This is a genomic window from Rossellomorea vietnamensis, assembly GCF_008180615.1.
In the GTDB taxonomy this organism is placed as follows: domain Bacteria; phylum Bacillota; class Bacilli; order Bacillales; family Bacillaceae_B; genus Rossellomorea; species Rossellomorea vietnamensis_D.
The window spans coordinates 17815-34296 of the sequence record NZ_VTEH01000025.1 but is presented as its reverse complement, the minus strand read 5'-3'; the positions used below and the strand labels follow the sequence as shown (position 1 = coordinate 34296).

Here is a 16482-nt window from a genome sequence, read left to right as displayed (position 1 = left end):
TACACCAGCATCCTGGATACATATCTCTCTTCAAAAGCATCCACTCATGTACCCACATACGCTGCCTGGATACACATCTCTCTTCAAAAGCGTCCACTCATGTATCCACATCCCTGCCTGGATACACATCTCTCTTCAAACGCGTCCACTCATGTATCCACATCCCCTGCCTGGATACATATCTCTCTTCAAACGCGTCCACTCATGTATCCACATCCCTGCCTGGATACATATCTCTCTTCAAACGCGTCCACTCATGTATCCACATCCCCTGCCTGGATACATATCTCTCTTCAAACGCGTCCACTCATGTATCCACATCCCCTGCCTGGATACACATCTCTCTTCAAACGCGTCCACTCATGTATCCACATCCCCTGCCTGGATACACCTCTCTCTTCAAAAGCGTCCACTCATGTACCCGCATCCCCTGCCTGGATACACCTCTCTCTTCAAAAGCGTCCACTCATGTATCCACATCCCCTGCCTGGATACACATCTCTTTTCAAAAGCCTTCACTCATGTATCCACCAGCTTCACGGATAACCTCATACTTATCAGTTTCCGTCACAGCATTTATTGAAGTATAAAATAAAAATTGAATACCCCCATTATACTATTCTTCTTCAAATCCTTCATATAAGGTAACCAACACCATGGCCTTAAGCAGGTATAAAAGCTTGTTAATCCCGGAAGAAAACACTTTACTTTCTCTCATACTTTCATTATCCTTGTCAAACTGCACTTTTCCTTAATTTCTGTTAAATTCTGGAAAGCAGACGCTCCCTTGGTTACCTTTTTCCTCCCGCCTTAAGCTAAAAAAGAAACAAAAAACAGCACTCTATAGAGTGCTGTTAAGTAAGATCCGTCAAGATACCCATACTTTTGATATGCTGCTTGGCTTCCTCATCTCCGAGTGTATAAATCATCTGGTAGACATGCAGCAGGTTGTCGTCATAGGCATCATTATCTTTATCAAAATGATATTGAAGATAGGGTGTATGGGCTCGGAAGAAGTTTCGCCAGTCTGTTGAATGCTGCTGGTCAAACACTTCCCTTAATCTGGTGATTTCCTCATCAGTGGCTGCTATTTTAAAGTTCCATGGAGAATCGGTAGAACTTCTGGATATTTCTCCTGTTGCTATTTCAATATAGTAGTCATGTTTTTCTTCTGCCATGAACCCCACCCCTTCACAATGTTATTAATCTTTTCCCTCAAACAGCGAAAATTTATTCAGATTTATTTTTCCGGGTGATTTTATTCCGCAAAGATTTAACGGCCCCTCTCAATAATGGAGGTATCGGCAGTCCAGCCCGGCCTGCATTTTCAATGATGGATAGGATTTCATTGCAAATATAAAAAATTATGGTGGAATCCCGAATAATATGCTGATTTCCAAGTATAGTATCAATAAGGTGGGCCGCAGCTACCAAGCTGAAGACAAGAACTTTTTTTCCAATTCCTTTCATCCCTGTGCTGCTCGAAAGTTCGCCGTTTATTCCAGCCGCAATCAATCCGGTTATATAATCAAGAATCATGGCAATGATCAGTACCATCAGCAGCTGGCTCCATCCGCTGCTCGTCATATTGGACACTGTCGAGGTGATGATTGACGCAAATGGAATAATCAGTTTGTTCATTCCATTCCCTCCCCTCTGAAAACAAATTGTGATTAACCTGTTGAAAAAAGGGTAAATATTTATTAAGTGGTTGTCCCTCTCTATATCATATGAAGAAAGAATCCTTACGGTTATAAATATGAAAAAAATGAGTCAGGAGGTGGAAGACATGAAACTGGTGGAGGAGCTGTACGAAATATACAGAGGAAAGATCAGAGGAACTGATGAAGATTTGGATATGATCGCTTTGACAATACTTGAAGAATCATCAAGAAAAGAACTTTTAAGTATTATTGAAGAAATGGACAACGAGGAACTACAATATTTTATCCGCTTATACATACTGGAAACCTTGAAAGAAAAGCTGACATCCGGAGATCATGAAAATGTCCATAATTACAGAAGGAATATCCATTAAAGGAACAAAAGCGTAAGCGCCTTGATCAGCCCCGGCAGGCAAATGTTCCAAAGAGAAAAAAAGGCGGGCTTTCCTTTTATTCTCTTTGGGTATTTAACCCACAGAAGGTGACCTTATAATTTCATGAGCAGCAAGAAACCCCGCAAGAATCTTGCGGGGTTTTCCTTATCCTTTCAAATCGACAGAGCCGCCTTTAAAAGGATGAGGAGCTTCTTTCATGTGGGCTGTCTCAGTCATATTTTCCATCATGGCTGTTGCACCAGCCATCTGAGACGCCATTTGACTTTGCAGAAGGCCTAAATTCAAAGTATGCTGAAGTTCAGCTGTCTGCCTGCTCATCATTGCAGATAAGTTCATCAAAATCCCCCATCTCTTTATAAAATGTATGCAGGTCATAGAAGTCTCAATATAAAACTAACAGATGGCCGGGATAATAGGAATAGTGTTAACTCGTTTTCACCTTCATGGTAAAATAAGTGAAAAGGGAGGAATCAGTTATGGGTTATACAGGTGTACTCGTTATCTCCATCATCCTTATTGTCATAATCATTTTGGTGAGCGTTCTGACCACCAGCAAGGCGTATGACTATAAGCACACAGTGGATCCGCTTGAGAACAATCCCCACCTTGATAACGATGATGATCCACATAAAAGTGAAAATAAACAACCATAAGAGAGCTGATTACACTTTAGCTCTCTTCTTATTCAGATTGTCATTCCTTTCTGTATTACACCTGAGAGGGAACTCCTTCCGCCATTGTATTATCACCACCAAGGTGGAAAGGCTTATAAGACAGCAATCAACTGAGTTATTTATTTTCAATTAAACTTCCACCGTGTTATATTTTTGATATATTAGCGTTCAGGAGGCCGATCATGAAGAAAATTTTTCTTGGGCTGATTCGTTTTTACCAAATGGTTATTTCACCTTTAAAGCCTCCTACTTGCCGATTTTACCCAACCTGTTCCCATTATGGCATGGACTCCATTAAACGATTTGGAGCCTTGCGCGGAGGCTGGCTGACCATAAAAAGAATAGTGAAGTGTCATCCCTTCCATCCAGGAGGGATCGACCACGTCCCTGAAGAGTGGCCATCAAGAAAAAAATCTTGATGGTTTTTCTCTTGCATTTATCCTCAAGGGATAGTAGAATCATTTAGGGAATACAAATCGTAATCATTACTTTTTATTCAATAAAAATAATTCTGAATTTGCCCATACTATTTATACTGATTGAGGGGGAAAAACATGAAACGTCTTAAATTATTAGTCAGCATTTCTTTTCTGCTGCTGCTGGCAGCTTGCGGAGGAACAGAGACTGACGGAGGTAACAGCACTGATTCAGATACTTTAAAAGTTTATACAACCGTCTATCCGTTAAGTGATTTCACTGAGAAAATCGGAGGCGAATATGTTGAAACACAATCCATCTACCCACCTGGCGCCGATGAGCACACATTTGAACCTTCCCAAAAAGATATGATGGACTTATCCGATGCAGACCTGTTCTTCTACATTGGATTGGGTCTGGAAGGCTTTGTGGATAAAGCAGAGGGAGTTTTAGAGAACGAAAATGTAACAATGGTCGCTGCAGGAGCTGAACTGGAAGGTAGCCTTGAAGGAGAAGACGAAGAAGGACATTCCGACGAGCATGCACATGAAGAGGAAGAAGAACATTCCGACGAGCATGCACATGAAGACGAAGAAGAACATTCCGACGAACACGCTCATGAAGAGGAAGAAGGACATTCTGACGAGCATGCGCATGAAGACGAAGAAGAACATTCTGATGAGCATGCACATGAAGACGAAGAAGGACATTCTGACGAGCATGCGCATGAAGACGAAGAAGGACATTCTGACGAGCATGCACATGAAGACGAAGAAGAACATTCAGAAGATGACGGCCATGGGCACAGCCATGATCATGATATCGATCCTCATGTTTGGCTGGACCCTGTATATTCCAAAGAATTAGCACACAGTATTTATGAAGCACTTACCGAAAAAATGCCTGAACAAGAAGAAACATTTAAGAACAATTACGAAAAGTTAGTCTCTCAATTGGATGAACTAAACGAAACCTTTGAAGAAACTGCTGCACATGCTGAGCATAGCCAAATTTTCGTTGCCCACGCAGCCTATGGATATTGGGAACAACGTTACGGCATCGAACAGGTAGCCATTTCCGGAATTTCTTCAACGGACGAACCGTCTCAGCAGGAGTTAAAGAAAATTATTGATTCTGCCCGGGAAAACAACATTGAATACATCATCTTTGAACAAAACGGATCGTCCCGTTTGACTGAAGTGGTACAAAAGGAAATTGGTGCTGAAGAACTTTTCTTACACAATCTCGGTGTCCGCACACAGGAAGATATTGACGAAGAGAAAGACTATTTTGATTTAATGAATGAAAATATAGAAACACTGCAGCAAGCCCTTGGCAGTGAGTGAAATAGAAGTGCTGACTTAAATGGTCAGCACTTTTTTATTATGTAATCCACTGTTGGGTGTTTGAAGACATTGCCTTTATACAGTGAATCCCTTCTTCCGCTGAGCCGCTTGGTTTAACGGAAATTCTGTTTCTCAAACAAGCATAGCTGCTTCTGCCGATAAAAGCTGGCTTTCCGCCGATAAACTGGGAAATGCGCCGATAAATCCTCCGTTTCCGACGATAGACAGGGCGTTTCCGCTGATATAGCAGAAATTTCCGCCGATGAAATAGACGGCAGCTTCTTTCTGCAGCCCCTACTTCCTACACAGCCTGATTTTCTACAAGCATAGCCGCTACTGCCGATAAAAGCTGGCTTTGCGCCGATAAACTGGGAAATGCGCTGATAAATCCTCCATTTCCGACGATAAACAGGGCGTTTCCGCTGATAAAGCAGAAATTTCCGCCGATAAAATATTCAGCGTCTTTGGACATCCACTGCCACCCTGCACTCTGCAGCCTGATTACATAATCCCTTCTTTCCCACACTCCTGTTTCACTGGCAAATTCTATTTCCCTCAAATGGATAACTCTGCATAATTTTTATCTTTTAGAGAAGAATATAACCGTCAATCACTTACTTAAAGGAGTATCATTATGGATGATTTAGTCATTGCACGGTCGATGTTCGGGACAACTATGGGGTTTCACATCATTTTTGCTACTCTTGGTGTCGCTATCCCGATGATGATTTTGATTGCAGAACTGCTTTATCAGAAAACGAAGGACCGCGAGTATGAAATTATGGGAAAAAGATGGACAAAAGCTTTTGCTGTCCTTCTCGGAGTGGGGATTCCTTCAGGTACGATTGCCGGTGTTCAGCTTTCACTTCTATGGCCTGGTTTTATGGAGGTCGTAGGGAGAGTCATGGCGCTGCCGTTTCAAATTGAAATCTATGCCTTTTTTGTTGAGGCTCTGTTCATGTCCATTTATGTTTATGCTGCTAATCGTATTGCTCCATGGATGAGGATCCTGAGTCTGACGTTCGTTGTACTTGGTGGTTTAGCATCAGCTGTCCTTATTACTAATGTCCATGCCTTTGAGGGTACTCCGGCAGGGTTCAGGATGGTCAATGGCGAGATTGTCGATGTTGATCCTTGGAAAGCCTTTTTTAACCCCAGCTTCTTTGTTACGGCAGGGCATGTCGCGCTGTCTGCTTATGTAACGGGCGGTTTTGTCATTGCCTCTGTTGCTGCCTATAAAATGATGAAAGCGGACTTTGGCAGCCGGGTTTATAAATTCCACCGAAAAGCATTGATGCTTGGATTGATCATTGGAGGGATATTTGCCTTTTTTACGGCCATCAATGGCCATGAATCCGCCCAAATGCTTCATGAGTACCAGCCGGAAAAGCTTGCCGCTGCTGAAGGACTGTTCGAGACTCAGCGATATGCCCCGCTGGCCATCGGAGGGTTCACGGACAGAGAAACACAGGAAGTAAAGTGGGGGATTGAAATCCCTTGGGCTCTTAGCTTCCTGGCAGGAGACAGTTTTAAAACCGAAGTAATCGGACTAAATGATTTTCCGGAAGAATACTGGCCTCCTCTTTTCGTCCATACGCTTTTTAACGCAATGGTTGGAATCGGCAGCCTTTTGATTCTGCTTGGATTGATGGCCTTCGTTTGGAACAAGCTGATGAAAAAAGACCGGTTCCCGAAGTGGATGATGTGGTTGTTTGTTGCCGGTGGTCCGTTATCTATCCTGGCCATTGAATTCGGCTGGATATTTGCCTGTACAGGCCGTCAGCCATGGACCATCTACAGAATGTTGAGTACCGAGGATTCTGTAACCACTACTGGAAACCTTGCAACACTGTTTGTCGCTTTTACATCGGTTTATGTAGTGCTGGGAATTGCGGTAGTATCCGTACTTCTCTACTACTTCAGAAGACATCCTGCTGAAGATGATTTAAATAAAGTGGAACACACAGAGACTGGATTTTTCTCGTAACCTCAATTACATACACTGAGGAACACCTATGGAGGTGAAAAGATGTCGAATGAATTATTGGCCATCACGGTCTTATGGGGGTTTGTCTTCATCTATGCCGTCATGGCGACCATGGATTTCGGAGCGGGCTTCTGGTCCATGGTCTATATCAATCAAGAAAAAACGAAAGCGACCAACATCGCGAACCGATATCTCTCCCCTACTTGGGAAGTAACCAATACCTTTATCGTAGCGATTGTCGTTGCAATCTATAGTTTTTTTCCTGGAGCTGCCTATTCACTCGGTACAGTCCTGCTGGTACCGGGCAGCATGATTTTACTGCTGCTGGCCCTTAGAAGCGCATTTCTAGTCTTTTCACACGTTGCCGATGATTACCGGAAGATCCTGACCTATATTTCCGGAATAACGGGCCTTTTGATTCCCGGCCTTCTTATTAGCGTTCTGCCCATATCACATGGAGAGTTTGTCGATTTTGAAAATGGCCAGACATTACAATTGGGAGAATTGTTCACAAGTCCGCATGAATATGCCTTCATCGGATTTGCCATCAGCTCCACGCTGTTTTTATCCTCCCTTTTACTGGCGGACTATTCCAAAGCTTCGGATGAACTGGATGCCTATAGGGTCTACCGGAGGGACGCCATGATAACCGGGCCACTGTCCCTTGTTACGGCATTACTGATTATGTTCACCATGCAGACTGAAGCATCCTGGATCTATGAGAAGATGATGGAAGACCAGCTTCTTCTTATACTTTCCCTGCTCGGCTTCCTTGTTGCTGGCGCAGCCCTCTTTTTACCCACCGATAAAAAAGGGATCAAGGGAATGCCGCGAATTGCTGTGATTGCCATTACTCTTCAATATCTGATTGCGAGCTACGTATACGGGAAGGCACATCTGCCTTATATCATCTATCCAGAGGTGACAATCCAATCCGGCTTTACTGATCCTAATTCTTTCAAAGCCGTCTTTATCACCTATATCGTCGGCTTTGCCATTCTGTTTCCAGGCTTTGTGTATTTCTGGAGTTTGTTCATGAATGACAAACGCTATTTGAAGCAGAAAACCTAGAAAAGATATTGTTACCATTCATAAAATCACCCCTAACCATTAAAACTAACTATGTACGGCATTTCTAACATGGGAGTGATAATGATGGCAAAGGACGTACTCTGTGAGGTTAACAACTGTCATTTCTGGAAAAAAGGAAACCACTGTGGTGCCGAACAAATTTATGTGGTCAGCCATACAGGGAAACAGGCTGATGATCAGCATGAAACTGACTGTAAAACATTTGAACCGATTTCATAATGTGAAAAGGGAGGCTGATTCTTTCAGCCTCCTTTCTCAAATTAGTGGATCTCCGAACTTAACTTTTTTTAAGGCTGTTTTCGCGAAGATTATAGCTGCTTTGAACGAAATGGATTTCCGCTCCTGGCGGACGACTCCGCGGGGCGGGCGGTGAGCCTCCTCGGCTTTGCCTGTATATAAAGTGTAAGCGCCCCGATCAGGCCCGACAGGCAAATGTTCCGAAGAGAAAAAAAGGCGAACTTTCCTTTTATTCTCTTCGGGTTATTTGACCCCGAGGGACTGGGCGCTGGAACTGGATTGGGGGTCTCACCTGTCCCGCTAGTCCCGCAGGAGATCGTACGCCTTCCGCTTCAATCCTCCTACGTAAAGGGGGATAAAGGTAAAAACACATTCTATAGCAATAGAAGTGGAGCAGTTCATTTATTTAGCATACCAGAATATAAAGCGGGTATCTTACAAAGTTAATATAAAATAGCAACAAAGTTTACGAATTGAGCCTTTTTTAAAAATGAAAAGCTATTTTCTTAAATGGTGTTCACGCCAATTTTCAAAGCGAATACTCCTCAGTAAACAAAGTGACTTCCTTCAGCCTCTTTCTGTTCAGCTCCACACCAATTCCCGCTTCCTTAGATACATTAATTTTTCCGTTGATGACCTGTATTTCCGGCTCGATGATATCCTGTTCCCAGTAACGGGATGAAGAAGAAATATCCCCAGGAAAATCAAAGCCTTCCAAAGTTGAAAGAGCAATATTATGGGCACGGGATATCCCGAATTCAAGCATGCCTCCGCACCAGACCCGCACCCCTTCACGCCCGCACAGGTCATGAATGGACACTGCCGTTGAGTAGCCGCCGACCCGGCCAAGCTTGATATTAATGTAGCCGCAGCTTCCCAAGGCTAAGGCACTCTTGGCGTCATGGAAGGATGTGATACTCTCATCAAGACATATACTGGTCTTCATATCCTTTTGAAGCAGGCTGTGCTCAAAAATGTCGTCAATTCCCAAAGGCTGTTCGATCATCTCCAAATGAAACTCATCCAGCCTCTTTAACCTTTCTATATCATCCAATGTAAACGCAGAGTTGGCATCTGCCATCAACCGCAGATATGGAAACTCCTGGCGAATTTCTTTTATCAATTCATAGTCACTTGAAGGTGAGATTTTCACTTTAATTCGTTCATAACCATCCCTGACGAACTCATGAACCTGCTCAATGGTTTGGGTGACGGAAGGAGCACCAGCTACTGCACCCGCCGCAATCACTTCTCTGGTTCCGCCAAGCACCTTCCACAATGGCTCATCCAGCTGTTTGGAGAACAAATCCCAAACAGCACACTCCAAAGCAGCTTTTGCCATATTGTTTCTTCTTACAGTTGAGAACAATGAGGAAGCTTCCCGGGGATGAACCAATGTCGATTTCAATAGCAGCGGAATTAATACCTCTTTGAGAATATGAAGAGTTGTGCCGACGGTTTCCTCCGTATACCACGGAGTGCTGAAGGCAACTCCTTCTCCGTATCCCCTGATTCCGTTTTCATCCACTACTTCCACAATAATGCCTTCGCGGTCCTTCACCGTGCCAAGATGTGTCGAAAAAGGCTTTTTCAACTCCATTTTTATCACATGAAGGTTCACCTTATCGATCTTCATTAAAATTCCCCTTTTCGATGAGCTCCCTTAGATCCTTGCGCAGCAGTTTATTGGATGCATTCCTGGGCAGGCTTTCTATAAAGTAAAAATAATGAGGAACCTTGTATCCCGCAAGCCTGCTTCGGCAAAAATCCTTCACTTCAGACGCAGTAAGCGGCCTTTCTTTTACAATAAAAGCAGCAGGAACCTGCCCCCAATCCTGGGATGGAAGGGCTATAACACCCGCCTCTATGATAGCGGGATGAGCAGCCAGTACGGACTCAATTTCAGCAGGATAGACATTTTCGCCTCCGGATATGATCAAGTCTGAACGCCTGTCCAGAACATAGAGAAAGCCTTGATCATCCTGATAGCCAATATCTCCCGTCAAGAACCAGCCATCGACATAGCTCGCTTGGTTTGCCTCTTCCCGATTATAATACCCTCTGGTTACATTTGGACCTCTGACAGCAATTTCACCTTGTACATTGGCAGTAGCTTCTTTACCTCTATGTATAATCTTTAATTCACAGGGAAATAAAGGCTTTCCCGCAGATCCTAGTTTAGTGAGACTGTCCTCAGGAGATAAAGTCACAAATTGTGAAGAGGTCTCGGTCATCCCATACGTTTGAAAGACGGGGATTCTTTGATCCTTACACTGTTCCAGCATACTTTTCGGTGCAGGCCCCCCGCCAAGCAGCATGCAGCGGAAGTCGGAGTGATAGCCTTCCTCCCCGAGGTTCTTCAGAAGTCTTTGAAGCATGGCACTAACGACTGAGATGATTGTAACGCCGCCATTTTTCAGCTCACGGTTAATAACTTCTTCATCAAACTTCTCATGGAGCTTGATTTCCATTCCATAAATGATGCTTCTCATCAAAATTGAATAACCGCTGATATGAAACAGCGGAACAGCACACAGCCAAACATCGGTGTCCTTGAGCCCGAGATTCAAAGCAGAACCCACGGCACTCCACCAATGATTATTGTATGATTGCAGTACTCCCTTTGGCTTGCCTGTTGTTCCGGACGTATACATAATTGTACAGATACTATCCATCTCCACTTGTTCCTCCGGGAGAAATTCACCACCCTGCTTAGAATCCACCTCAGAAAGCGAGAAAATATGTTCATCTCGAATATTCTTCTTTAACTCATGAGCCGCTCTATGGAATTCCTCATCAAAAACTAAGGCATCGACGCTTGTATCCTGAATTTGAAACCTTAGTTCATTTAAAGTCAGGCGGTTATTCAGCATCACCGCCGTTACACCTGCCTGCTGAAGGGCGAGCAGAAGGAAGTAACCCTCTTTTGTATTCTTGATCAATACTCCAGCTTTACTTCCCTTCTTGAGATTAAACTGATTTACCAGCGTCCCCGCCCAGCTGCTCGCAACCTTAAAAACTTCCCTGAAAGTATATGAATCCTTTTCAAAAGTTAACGCCCTTCGCTCCGGAGTCAAGAAGGCTCTCTGTTTTAATAAGTTGGGCAGGAATAAATGATTCTCCATTTTGAAGTCTCCAATCCTCTGTGATTCTTTCTTTAATTAGTAATGCTCTTTTCGTAACCTTTGTTGCTATTTAGTATGAATACTATGAAATAATTCATTACCGGAAATATCCTGGTAAGCACGAAAGAAAAGAGCTGCCCCTTCCGTTTAGACAGAAAAACTTAGTATCCGGGAAAAAATCCTGTTCGTGGGATTTTTCCGAAAGCAACAAGAGATGGGTAAACAGCCATTTGTAATCATAAGTATGTTTGTATGTATGGGGCTAATGAGCACCCTGGTACCAGCAGATATTTTTCTGTTCAATCAATGGCTTTTACCAGTCTATCTTCTACTACTTTGCACGGCCTATCAACCGGTTTACTCACCCTATCAGCCGCTTTCCCGGTTCTATCAACCACTTTGCTCATTCTATCAACCATCCGCAGCACTTCAACCAAATGAATAAGTAAATTTGAAAAAAGCTTGATGGGAAATCCCATCAAGCTTGCCTAAACATCTTTCCTATTAAGGGAAACGAGGGAATTGTCCGAAGTCCGGCTTACGTTTTTCCTTGAACGCATCGCGGCCCTCTTTCGCCTCTTCTGTTGTGTAGTATAAAAGTGTTGCATCGCCAGCAAGCTGCTGAAGACCAGCAAGGCCGTCTGTATCTGCATTGAATGCCGCTTTCAGGAAGCGAAGTGCAGTCGGGCTCTTCTCAAGCATTTCAGATGCCCACTGAACCGTTTCTTCTTCCAGCTTCTCATAAGGTACCACCGTGTTGACCAAGCCCATTTCCCGAGCTTCCTCTGCGCCATACTGACGGCACAGGTACCAGATTTCTTTCGCTTTCTTGTGGCCTACGATACGAGCAAGATAACCAGCACCGTATCCTGCATCAAAACTGCCCACTTTTGGACCAGTTTGTCCAAATACAGCGTTGTCTGCAGCGATAGTGATGTCACATACAACATGAAGCACATGGCCTCCGCCGATAGCATATCCTGCTACCATTGCGATGACCGGTTTAGGAATTACACGGATCAAACGCTGAAGGTCAAGAACATTCAAACGAGGAATTTCATCTTCCCCAACGTACCCGCCATGGCCGCGGACTCTCTGATCTCCTCCTGAACAGAATGCATGCTCTCCTGCACCGGTCAGGATGATTACGCCTACATTGGAATCATCTCTTGCATATGCAAATGCATCAATCAGTTCCATGACTGTTTTCGGACGGAATGCATTGCGGACCTCAGGACGATTAATCGTGATTTTCGCTATTCCATTATATGTTTCATACAGAATGTCTTCATAATTTCTTGCGCTTACCCATTCAAATGACATAACGGGAAACCTCCTTATGTATTCTTTAAGAACTTCCTTACTATTGTACCAAACTTTTCAGGTTCTTCCACATGTAATGCATGACCTGCGCCAGGAACTTTTATAATAGAAGCATTCTGTGCACTTTCTTTCATTTCCTCAGCAATCATGCAGAATTTCCTGTCCAGTTCTCCTACTATATAAAGCATCCCCATCGGAAGATTACTTAATTCCTCCCAATAGCTAGGCTGGCTGCCTGTCCCCATCCCTCTTAAACTGTTAGCGAGACCAAGCGGGTTCTGTGAAAGCCTGTTCTGCCTGATCGCTTCCTGCTCAGCTGCCGGAAGCCGGTGTTGGGATAAAAACAAGGGAATACCTTCCCAGTAATCCACGAATTCACTTAACCCTTTAGACAAGATCATATCCGCGAGCTTTTCATCACCTTCTGACCTTTGTCTCCGCTCATATTGCAGCTTAAGACCTGGTGAAGAACTTTCTAAAATCAAAGCTTTCACCTTGTCAGGAAAAGCTGATGCAAAGGCAAGTGCCAGTCTTCCTCCCATAGAATAGCCAAGCAGATATACTTCAGTGATATCTAACTCTTCCAGAATAACATTTAAGTCGTTCACTGCCTGTTCCATCCTGTATCGTTGAGGATCTTCAGGTGAATCCGTTTTGCCATGTCCCAGGAGATCCACGGCAATTGTTTTGTAATCATTTAAGTATGGAAGAAGGTGATCCCATGTACTGCCATCACCCGTAAATCCATGAAGAAGCAGTACAGGAGTGCCTTCACCTCTGATATCGATATGGTAAGGGACACCATTAATAACCATTAGCAAAACCCCTGAAAAAAAATTTAATTTCCGGCTAGCTCTTATTAGAGTTGAAAAGCTAAATTCTGCGTTTCTACCCAGTTATTCGTGGACTTTCTCAAATATTCCAACGAACTATAGCAGCTTTTCTATTTCCCGGGAAACATTATTCCACATTTCTCGATGGTTACGGACATTTTCATCTCTGTTTGTGATTGCTTCGATGATGGACAGGCCTTGGGCAGATTGCCAATGTGCCAGCGCTTTTGTCAGCGCTTCATGGGTCTCTGCTTTCCAATAAGCTGCACCATATAAGTTAGCAGCATGGCTGAAATCAAGGTCTGCGGGAGTACCGAATAAATGTTCAAAATAATCTTTTTCTTTTGCCTGAGGCAAGTAAGAGAAAATGCCGCCTCCATTATTATTGACCAGCAGAATCTTCAAATTCAAATCGTGCATTTTTCCGGCTAACAAACCATTCATGTCATGGTAAAAGGCAAGATCGCCAATTACCAGGCAGGTTGGCTTTCCACTAGTGCTGACTCCCAAGGCCGTGGAAACTACTCCGTCAATCCCATTTGCGCCCCGGTTTCCCAGTACACGTATTCTTTTATCATTGTTGGAGAAAAAGGTATCGAGATCCCGAATCGGCATGCTGTTGCTCGTAAAAACAATCGAATCCTCAGGGAGGCTGTAAATTAAGCTTCTCACTGCCATCCCTTCGTCCAATGGTTCATTCCCGCTTTGATACTCTGCGATTATTTCTTGTGTTTTGCTATTGATACCGCTCCACTTTCGAAGCCACACTTCATCGGAATGAGCGGTTTCTATTGAATCGGACAGGGAAGTTAAAAATTCTGCCTCATCTGCAAAAATCATTTCCGTTGCTTTCCCAGCTGGATCCCGCCAGCTCCCGCCGGAATCCACGACCCAGTGCTCGATTTCCTGATTCTTAAGATAGAGAGTCAATGCTTTCGAAACAGGCATTGCACCAACACGGATGACAATATCAGGCTGCACCGATTCTTTAAACTTCTCTATGCGCAGGAAGCTGTCATAACCGTCAATGACATTTGATTTATCATGGCTTCCGCTTCTTAAGGAAGAAAGCGGATCGGCAAGCACTGGAAATTGAGTCTTTTCTGCCAGCTTGACAATAGCCTCAACGACATTGGAATCTGTTTGCGGGCCACAGACTATAAGTCCTTTTTTCTTATGGACGAGAAGGTTAGACAGTCGTTCCAGAACTGCAGCTGATACACTTCCTGCACCTGCAGCAACCGCAGTCTGTACTTTGCCCTCTTTAAAAGAATGATTCATGTCGGGTACAAGAGGCTCTCTGAGCGGAAAGTTGAAGTGGACAGGTCCCTCTGGCAGGCTTCGTGCAAGAGCAGTTCCACGGGAAGCGGCTCTCCTGGCATACTGAACCATTGCATCGGTATGTTCAGGCAGTGCCATTTCATCAAACCATTTCACATGGCTGCCAAATAAATTGATTTGGTTAATGGCCTGTGGCGCACCGATTTCTCTCAATTCATGGGGTCTGTCTGCTGTCAGGACTACCAGCGGCACGCGTGAATAATGCGCCTCGATGACCGCAGGATAATAGTTCGCAGCGGCCGTCCCGGAAGTACAGAGAATTGCGACGGGTTCATTGTCCGCTTTAGCCATCCCCAACGCAAAAAAGGCAGCCGACCTTTCATCTATATTGATGAAGACCTCCACATTTGGGTGTTTGGCGAACAGGAGCGCCAGAGGCGTAGAACGGGAGCCTGGGCTGATCACCACTTTATTGACTCCCGAAGCATGTAATTCTTCTATAAAAGCAGAAAGATATTCGGTTAAAGCTTTCTGATGATCATAGTCCATCAGTATTTCCTCCTAAAGCCCGGAACATTGGTTTGAATTTGATTTGTGTTTCGCGATATTCACTTTCCGCTGTAGAGTCTGCTACAACTCCGCAGCCTGAAAATAGATAGGCCTCATCTTTATGAATCAGACCGGAACGTATCGCTACAGCGAACTCGCCATTGCCGTATGAATCCATCCAGCCAACAGGAGCAGCATACAGGCCCCTGTCCATTTTTTCAGCATGCTTGATCGTCTTCATAGCCTTTTCCCTCGGTACCCCGCCAAGAGCAGGGGTTGGGTGAAGCTGGGCAATGACGTTCAAGATGGAGGTCTCTTGATAGGCCTTTCCTTTTACCGGAGTATAGAGATGCTGAATGTCTCTTACCTTCATCAGTTCAGGTTTATCCGGCATGTCGATCTCTGAACAATATTGCTTCAGGACTTCACGGATCATGTCCACCACAAGATTATGTTCATAGAGATTTTTATCATCCTGAAGCAGGCTTTCGCCCAACTTGTAATCCTCTTCCGGATTGCCCCCTCTTGCAATGGATCCCGCAAGGCAGGTAGATAGAATATCTTCACCTGCTTTTTTCACCAGCCGCTCCGGGGAGGCGCCAAGGAAGCAGCTGTTAGCCACCTCCAGGGAGAAAATGAAGCTGTCCTGCTGTTCATTCCACAGGTTTTGAATCACCTCATCTGAAAGGGGCCTGTCCTTGAATGACATCAGCATTTTCCTCGCCAGCACAACCTTCTCCATGTCTCCATTTTTCAACTGGGAAACAACTTCCCCAAGAGCTTCCTTCCATTCTTCCGGAGCAATTTCCGTTGTTTCAACCAATTTCAAGTTGGAGGTACCCGCTGACTTTTGCCCCAGCAGCTCTTCTTGCTTCTTTTCCATAATATTCAGCAAGCCTTCGTCATCCTGGGATGTACAGAGGATATTGGTCGTGAGATAGCATTCTTGGCCTGTAACGGTCAACATGAAGGTCGGCATCTGAAAGATACCATGTGAAAAATCGGACCATTCTTTAGACCGGGGAACAGATGGATCAAACGAAAACCCGCCGAATAACAATGGTCCCGTCCCGCCGATTTCCCGGTCGGACTCTATCACTGCATTTGAAATTAAGCGCTTCCACTCATTTTCAATCGAAGTGTAACGACTATCCTCCGAATCATTTCTAAGCATATATGTGCTGCCTAAACCGGCGATTTTTGTATTATTTTCTTTATCCTTCCAAAAAAAGCGTTCTCCATTATATAGAGAGATACCCTTTGAATAAAATGAAAGGGGGTTTACGTGGCTGACTTTTTGAACTGCACTGTATAAAACCGGTATGCCTTCAGCCTTCGCTTTCGCCAAAGCCTTGTCAAAGCTTCCCCCGATTTTGATATCTTGTATAATACTCAAAACAATCCCCCCATAAAGCCTTTTCCTTAGGCTCTTTCCGTAAACATTGTTGCTATTTAATATGACTATTATAGATTTACGACATATTTTACCGGAAGTATTCTGATAAGCAGAAAGAAAAGAGCTACTCTCTCCGTTAAGAGAGATAATCTTTAGTATCCGG

17 protein-coding genes are annotated in these 16482 nt (G+C 44.1%); 7 read left to right on the top strand and 10 right to left on the bottom strand.

All coding sequences use genetic code 11. From position 1 onward, the window contains the following. Nucleotides 1–854: 854 nt before the first annotated feature. Nucleotides 855–1178, bottom strand: coding sequence for a hydrolase (locus tag FZC79_RS21440; RefSeq protein WP_148948681.1), 324 nt, complete (start codon nucleotides 1176–1178; stop codon nucleotides 855–857). A 52-nt stretch (nucleotides 1179–1230) separates the two neighbouring features. After that, complete coding sequence (locus FZC79_RS21435; RefSeq protein ID WP_252183427.1) at nucleotides 1231–1641, bottom strand: phage holin family protein; 411 nt, start codon at nucleotides 1639–1641, stop codon at nucleotides 1231–1233. Nucleotides 1642–1789: 148 nt separating this feature from the next. Between FZC79_RS21435 and FZC79_RS21430 the strand changes: the two genes are divergently transcribed. Beyond that, entirely contained in the window at nucleotides 1790–2038 is a 249-nt protein-coding gene (locus FZC79_RS21430) for a DUF6154 family protein (protein WP_252183426.1), read from the top strand. Nucleotides 2039–2203: 165 nt separating this feature from the next. On the opposite strand, the gene FZC79_RS21420 is transcribed toward FZC79_RS21430, so the two are convergent. Continuing rightward, nucleotides 2204–2395, bottom strand: a complete 192-nt coding sequence (locus FZC79_RS21420) for a polyribonucleotide nucleotidyltransferase (RefSeq protein ID WP_148948680.1) — start codon at nucleotides 2393–2395, stop codon at nucleotides 2204–2206. A 140-nt stretch (nucleotides 2396–2535) separates the two neighbouring features. Between FZC79_RS21420 and ytzI the strand changes: the two genes are divergently transcribed. From ytzI to FZC79_RS21405, 3 genes are all read left to right on the top strand, one after another. Beyond that, complete coding sequence (gene ytzI, locus FZC79_RS21415) at nucleotides 2536–2712, top strand: YtzI protein (protein WP_148948679.1); 177 nt, start codon at nucleotides 2536–2538, stop codon at nucleotides 2710–2712. 203 nt (nucleotides 2713–2915) lie between these two features. Further along, nucleotides 2916–3152: a membrane protein insertion efficiency factor YidD gene (gene yidD, locus FZC79_RS21410; RefSeq protein ID WP_215727448.1), complete on the top strand. Its 237-nt coding sequence runs from the start codon at nucleotides 2916–2918 to the stop codon at nucleotides 3150–3152. A 135-nt stretch (nucleotides 3153–3287) separates the two neighbouring features. Beyond that, the gene (locus FZC79_RS21405) at nucleotides 3288–4496 is read left to right on the top strand and encodes a metal ABC transporter solute-binding protein, Zn/Mn family (protein WP_148948677.1); all 1209 of its coding nucleotides are present in this window, start codon (nucleotides 3288–3290) and stop codon (nucleotides 4494–4496) included. Nucleotides 4497–4797: 301 nt separating this feature from the next. Here the strand turns inward: FZC79_RS21405 and FZC79_RS21400 are convergent, their stop codons facing one another. Further along, nucleotides 4798–5055, bottom strand: a complete 258-nt coding sequence (locus tag FZC79_RS21400) for a hypothetical protein (protein ID WP_148948676.1) — start codon at nucleotides 5053–5055, stop codon at nucleotides 4798–4800. Nucleotides 5056–5130: 75 nt separating this feature from the next. Between FZC79_RS21400 and FZC79_RS21395 the strand changes: the two genes are divergently transcribed. From FZC79_RS21395 to FZC79_RS21385, 3 genes are all read left to right on the top strand, one after another. Further along, nucleotides 5131–6483, top strand: a complete 1353-nt coding sequence (locus tag FZC79_RS21395; protein WP_148948675.1) for a cytochrome ubiquinol oxidase subunit I — start codon at nucleotides 5131–5133, stop codon at nucleotides 6481–6483. Between the two features lie 42 nt (nucleotides 6484–6525). Beyond that, complete coding sequence (locus FZC79_RS21390; RefSeq protein ID WP_148948674.1) at nucleotides 6526–7554, top strand: cytochrome d ubiquinol oxidase subunit II; 1029 nt, start codon at nucleotides 6526–6528, stop codon at nucleotides 7552–7554. An 84-nt stretch (nucleotides 7555–7638) separates the two neighbouring features. After that, nucleotides 7639–7794, top strand: coding sequence for a DUF1540 domain-containing protein (locus FZC79_RS21385; RefSeq protein WP_148938098.1), 156 nt, complete (start codon nucleotides 7639–7641; stop codon nucleotides 7792–7794). Nucleotides 7795–8341: 547 nt separating this feature from the next. Here the strand turns inward: FZC79_RS21385 and menC are convergent. From menC to FZC79_RS21350, 6 genes are all read right to left on the bottom strand, one after another. Next, complete coding sequence (menC, locus tag FZC79_RS21375; RefSeq protein ID WP_148948673.1) at nucleotides 8342–9448, bottom strand: o-succinylbenzoate synthase; 1107 nt, start codon at nucleotides 9446–9448, stop codon at nucleotides 8342–8344. Then, nucleotides 9435–10937 (bottom strand): o-succinylbenzoate--CoA ligase, encoded by a 1503-nt coding sequence (locus FZC79_RS21370; RefSeq protein WP_148948672.1) that lies wholly within the window; start codon nucleotides 10935–10937, stop codon nucleotides 9435–9437. Before FZC79_RS21370 ends, menC begins: the two co-directional genes overlap by 14 nt. A 504-nt stretch (nucleotides 10938–11441) precedes the next feature. Beyond that, nucleotides 11442–12260, bottom strand: a complete 819-nt coding sequence (gene menB, locus FZC79_RS21365) for a 1,4-dihydroxy-2-naphthoyl-CoA synthase (protein WP_113927219.1) — start codon at nucleotides 12258–12260, stop codon at nucleotides 11442–11444. Between the two features lie 14 nt (nucleotides 12261–12274). Continuing rightward, nucleotides 12275–13081, bottom strand: a complete 807-nt coding sequence (gene menH / locus FZC79_RS21360; RefSeq protein WP_148948671.1) for a 2-succinyl-6-hydroxy-2,4-cyclohexadiene-1-carboxylate synthase — start codon at nucleotides 13079–13081, stop codon at nucleotides 12275–12277. A gap of 108 nt (nucleotides 13082–13189) precedes the next feature. After that, nucleotides 13190–14923: a 2-succinyl-5-enolpyruvyl-6-hydroxy-3-cyclohexene-1-carboxylic-acid synthase gene (menD, locus tag FZC79_RS21355; RefSeq protein ID WP_148948670.1), complete on the bottom strand. Its 1734-nt coding sequence runs from the start codon at nucleotides 14921–14923 to the stop codon at nucleotides 13190–13192. Next, nucleotides 14913–16319 carry an isochorismate synthase gene (locus FZC79_RS21350; RefSeq protein ID WP_148948669.1) on the bottom strand — a complete coding sequence of 469 codons (1407 nt, stop codon included), beginning with the start codon at nucleotides 16317–16319 and terminating at the stop codon, nucleotides 14913–14915. The genes menD and FZC79_RS21350 overlap by 11 nt, the downstream gene beginning before the upstream one ends. Between the last annotated feature and the right edge of the window lie 163 nt (nucleotides 16320–16482).

Coding starts and splice junctions, on each gene's coding strand:
- FZC79_RS21420 (WP_148948680.1), bottom strand. CDS start 2,395: ATGAACTTATCTGCAATGATGAGCAGGCAGACAGCTGAACTTCAGCAT.
- FZC79_RS21390 (WP_148948674.1), top strand. CDS start 6,526: ATGTCGAATGAATTATTGGCCATCACGGTCTTATGGGGGTTTGTCTTC.
- ytzI (WP_148948679.1), top strand. CDS start 2,536: ATGGGTTATACAGGTGTACTCGTTATCTCCATCATCCTTATTGTCATA.
- FZC79_RS21395 (WP_148948675.1), top strand. CDS start 5,131: ATGGATGATTTAGTCATTGCACGGTCGATGTTCGGGACAACTATGGGG.
- menB (WP_113927219.1), bottom strand. CDS start 12,260: ATGTCATTTGAATGGGTAAGCGCAAGAAATTATGAAGACATTCTGTAT.
- FZC79_RS21385 (WP_148938098.1), top strand. CDS start 7,639: ATGGCAAAGGACGTACTCTGTGAGGTTAACAACTGTCATTTCTGGAAA.
- FZC79_RS21405 (WP_148948677.1), top strand. CDS start 3,288: ATGAAACGTCTTAAATTATTAGTCAGCATTTCTTTTCTGCTGCTGCTG.
- FZC79_RS21430 (WP_252183426.1), top strand. CDS start 1,790: ATGAAACTGGTGGAGGAGCTGTACGAAATATACAGAGGAAAGATCAGA.
- menC (WP_148948673.1), bottom strand. CDS start 9,448: ATGAAGATCGATAAGGTGAACCTTCATGTGATAAAAATGGAGTTGAAA.
- menD (WP_148948670.1), bottom strand. CDS start 14,923: ATGGACTATGATCATCAGAAAGCTTTAACCGAATATCTTTCTGCTTTT.
- FZC79_RS21435 (WP_252183427.1), bottom strand. CDS start 1,641: ATGAACAAACTGATTATTCCATTTGCGTCAATCATCACCTCGACAGTG.
- yidD (WP_215727448.1), top strand. CDS start 2,916: ATGAAGAAAATTTTTCTTGGGCTGATTCGTTTTTACCAAATGGTTATT.
- FZC79_RS21440 (WP_148948681.1), bottom strand. CDS start 1,178: ATGGCAGAAGAAAAACATGACTACTATATTGAAATAGCAACAGGAGAA.
- FZC79_RS21370 (WP_148948672.1), bottom strand. CDS start 10,937: ATGGAGAATCATTTATTCCTGCCCAACTTATTAAAACAGAGAGCCTTC.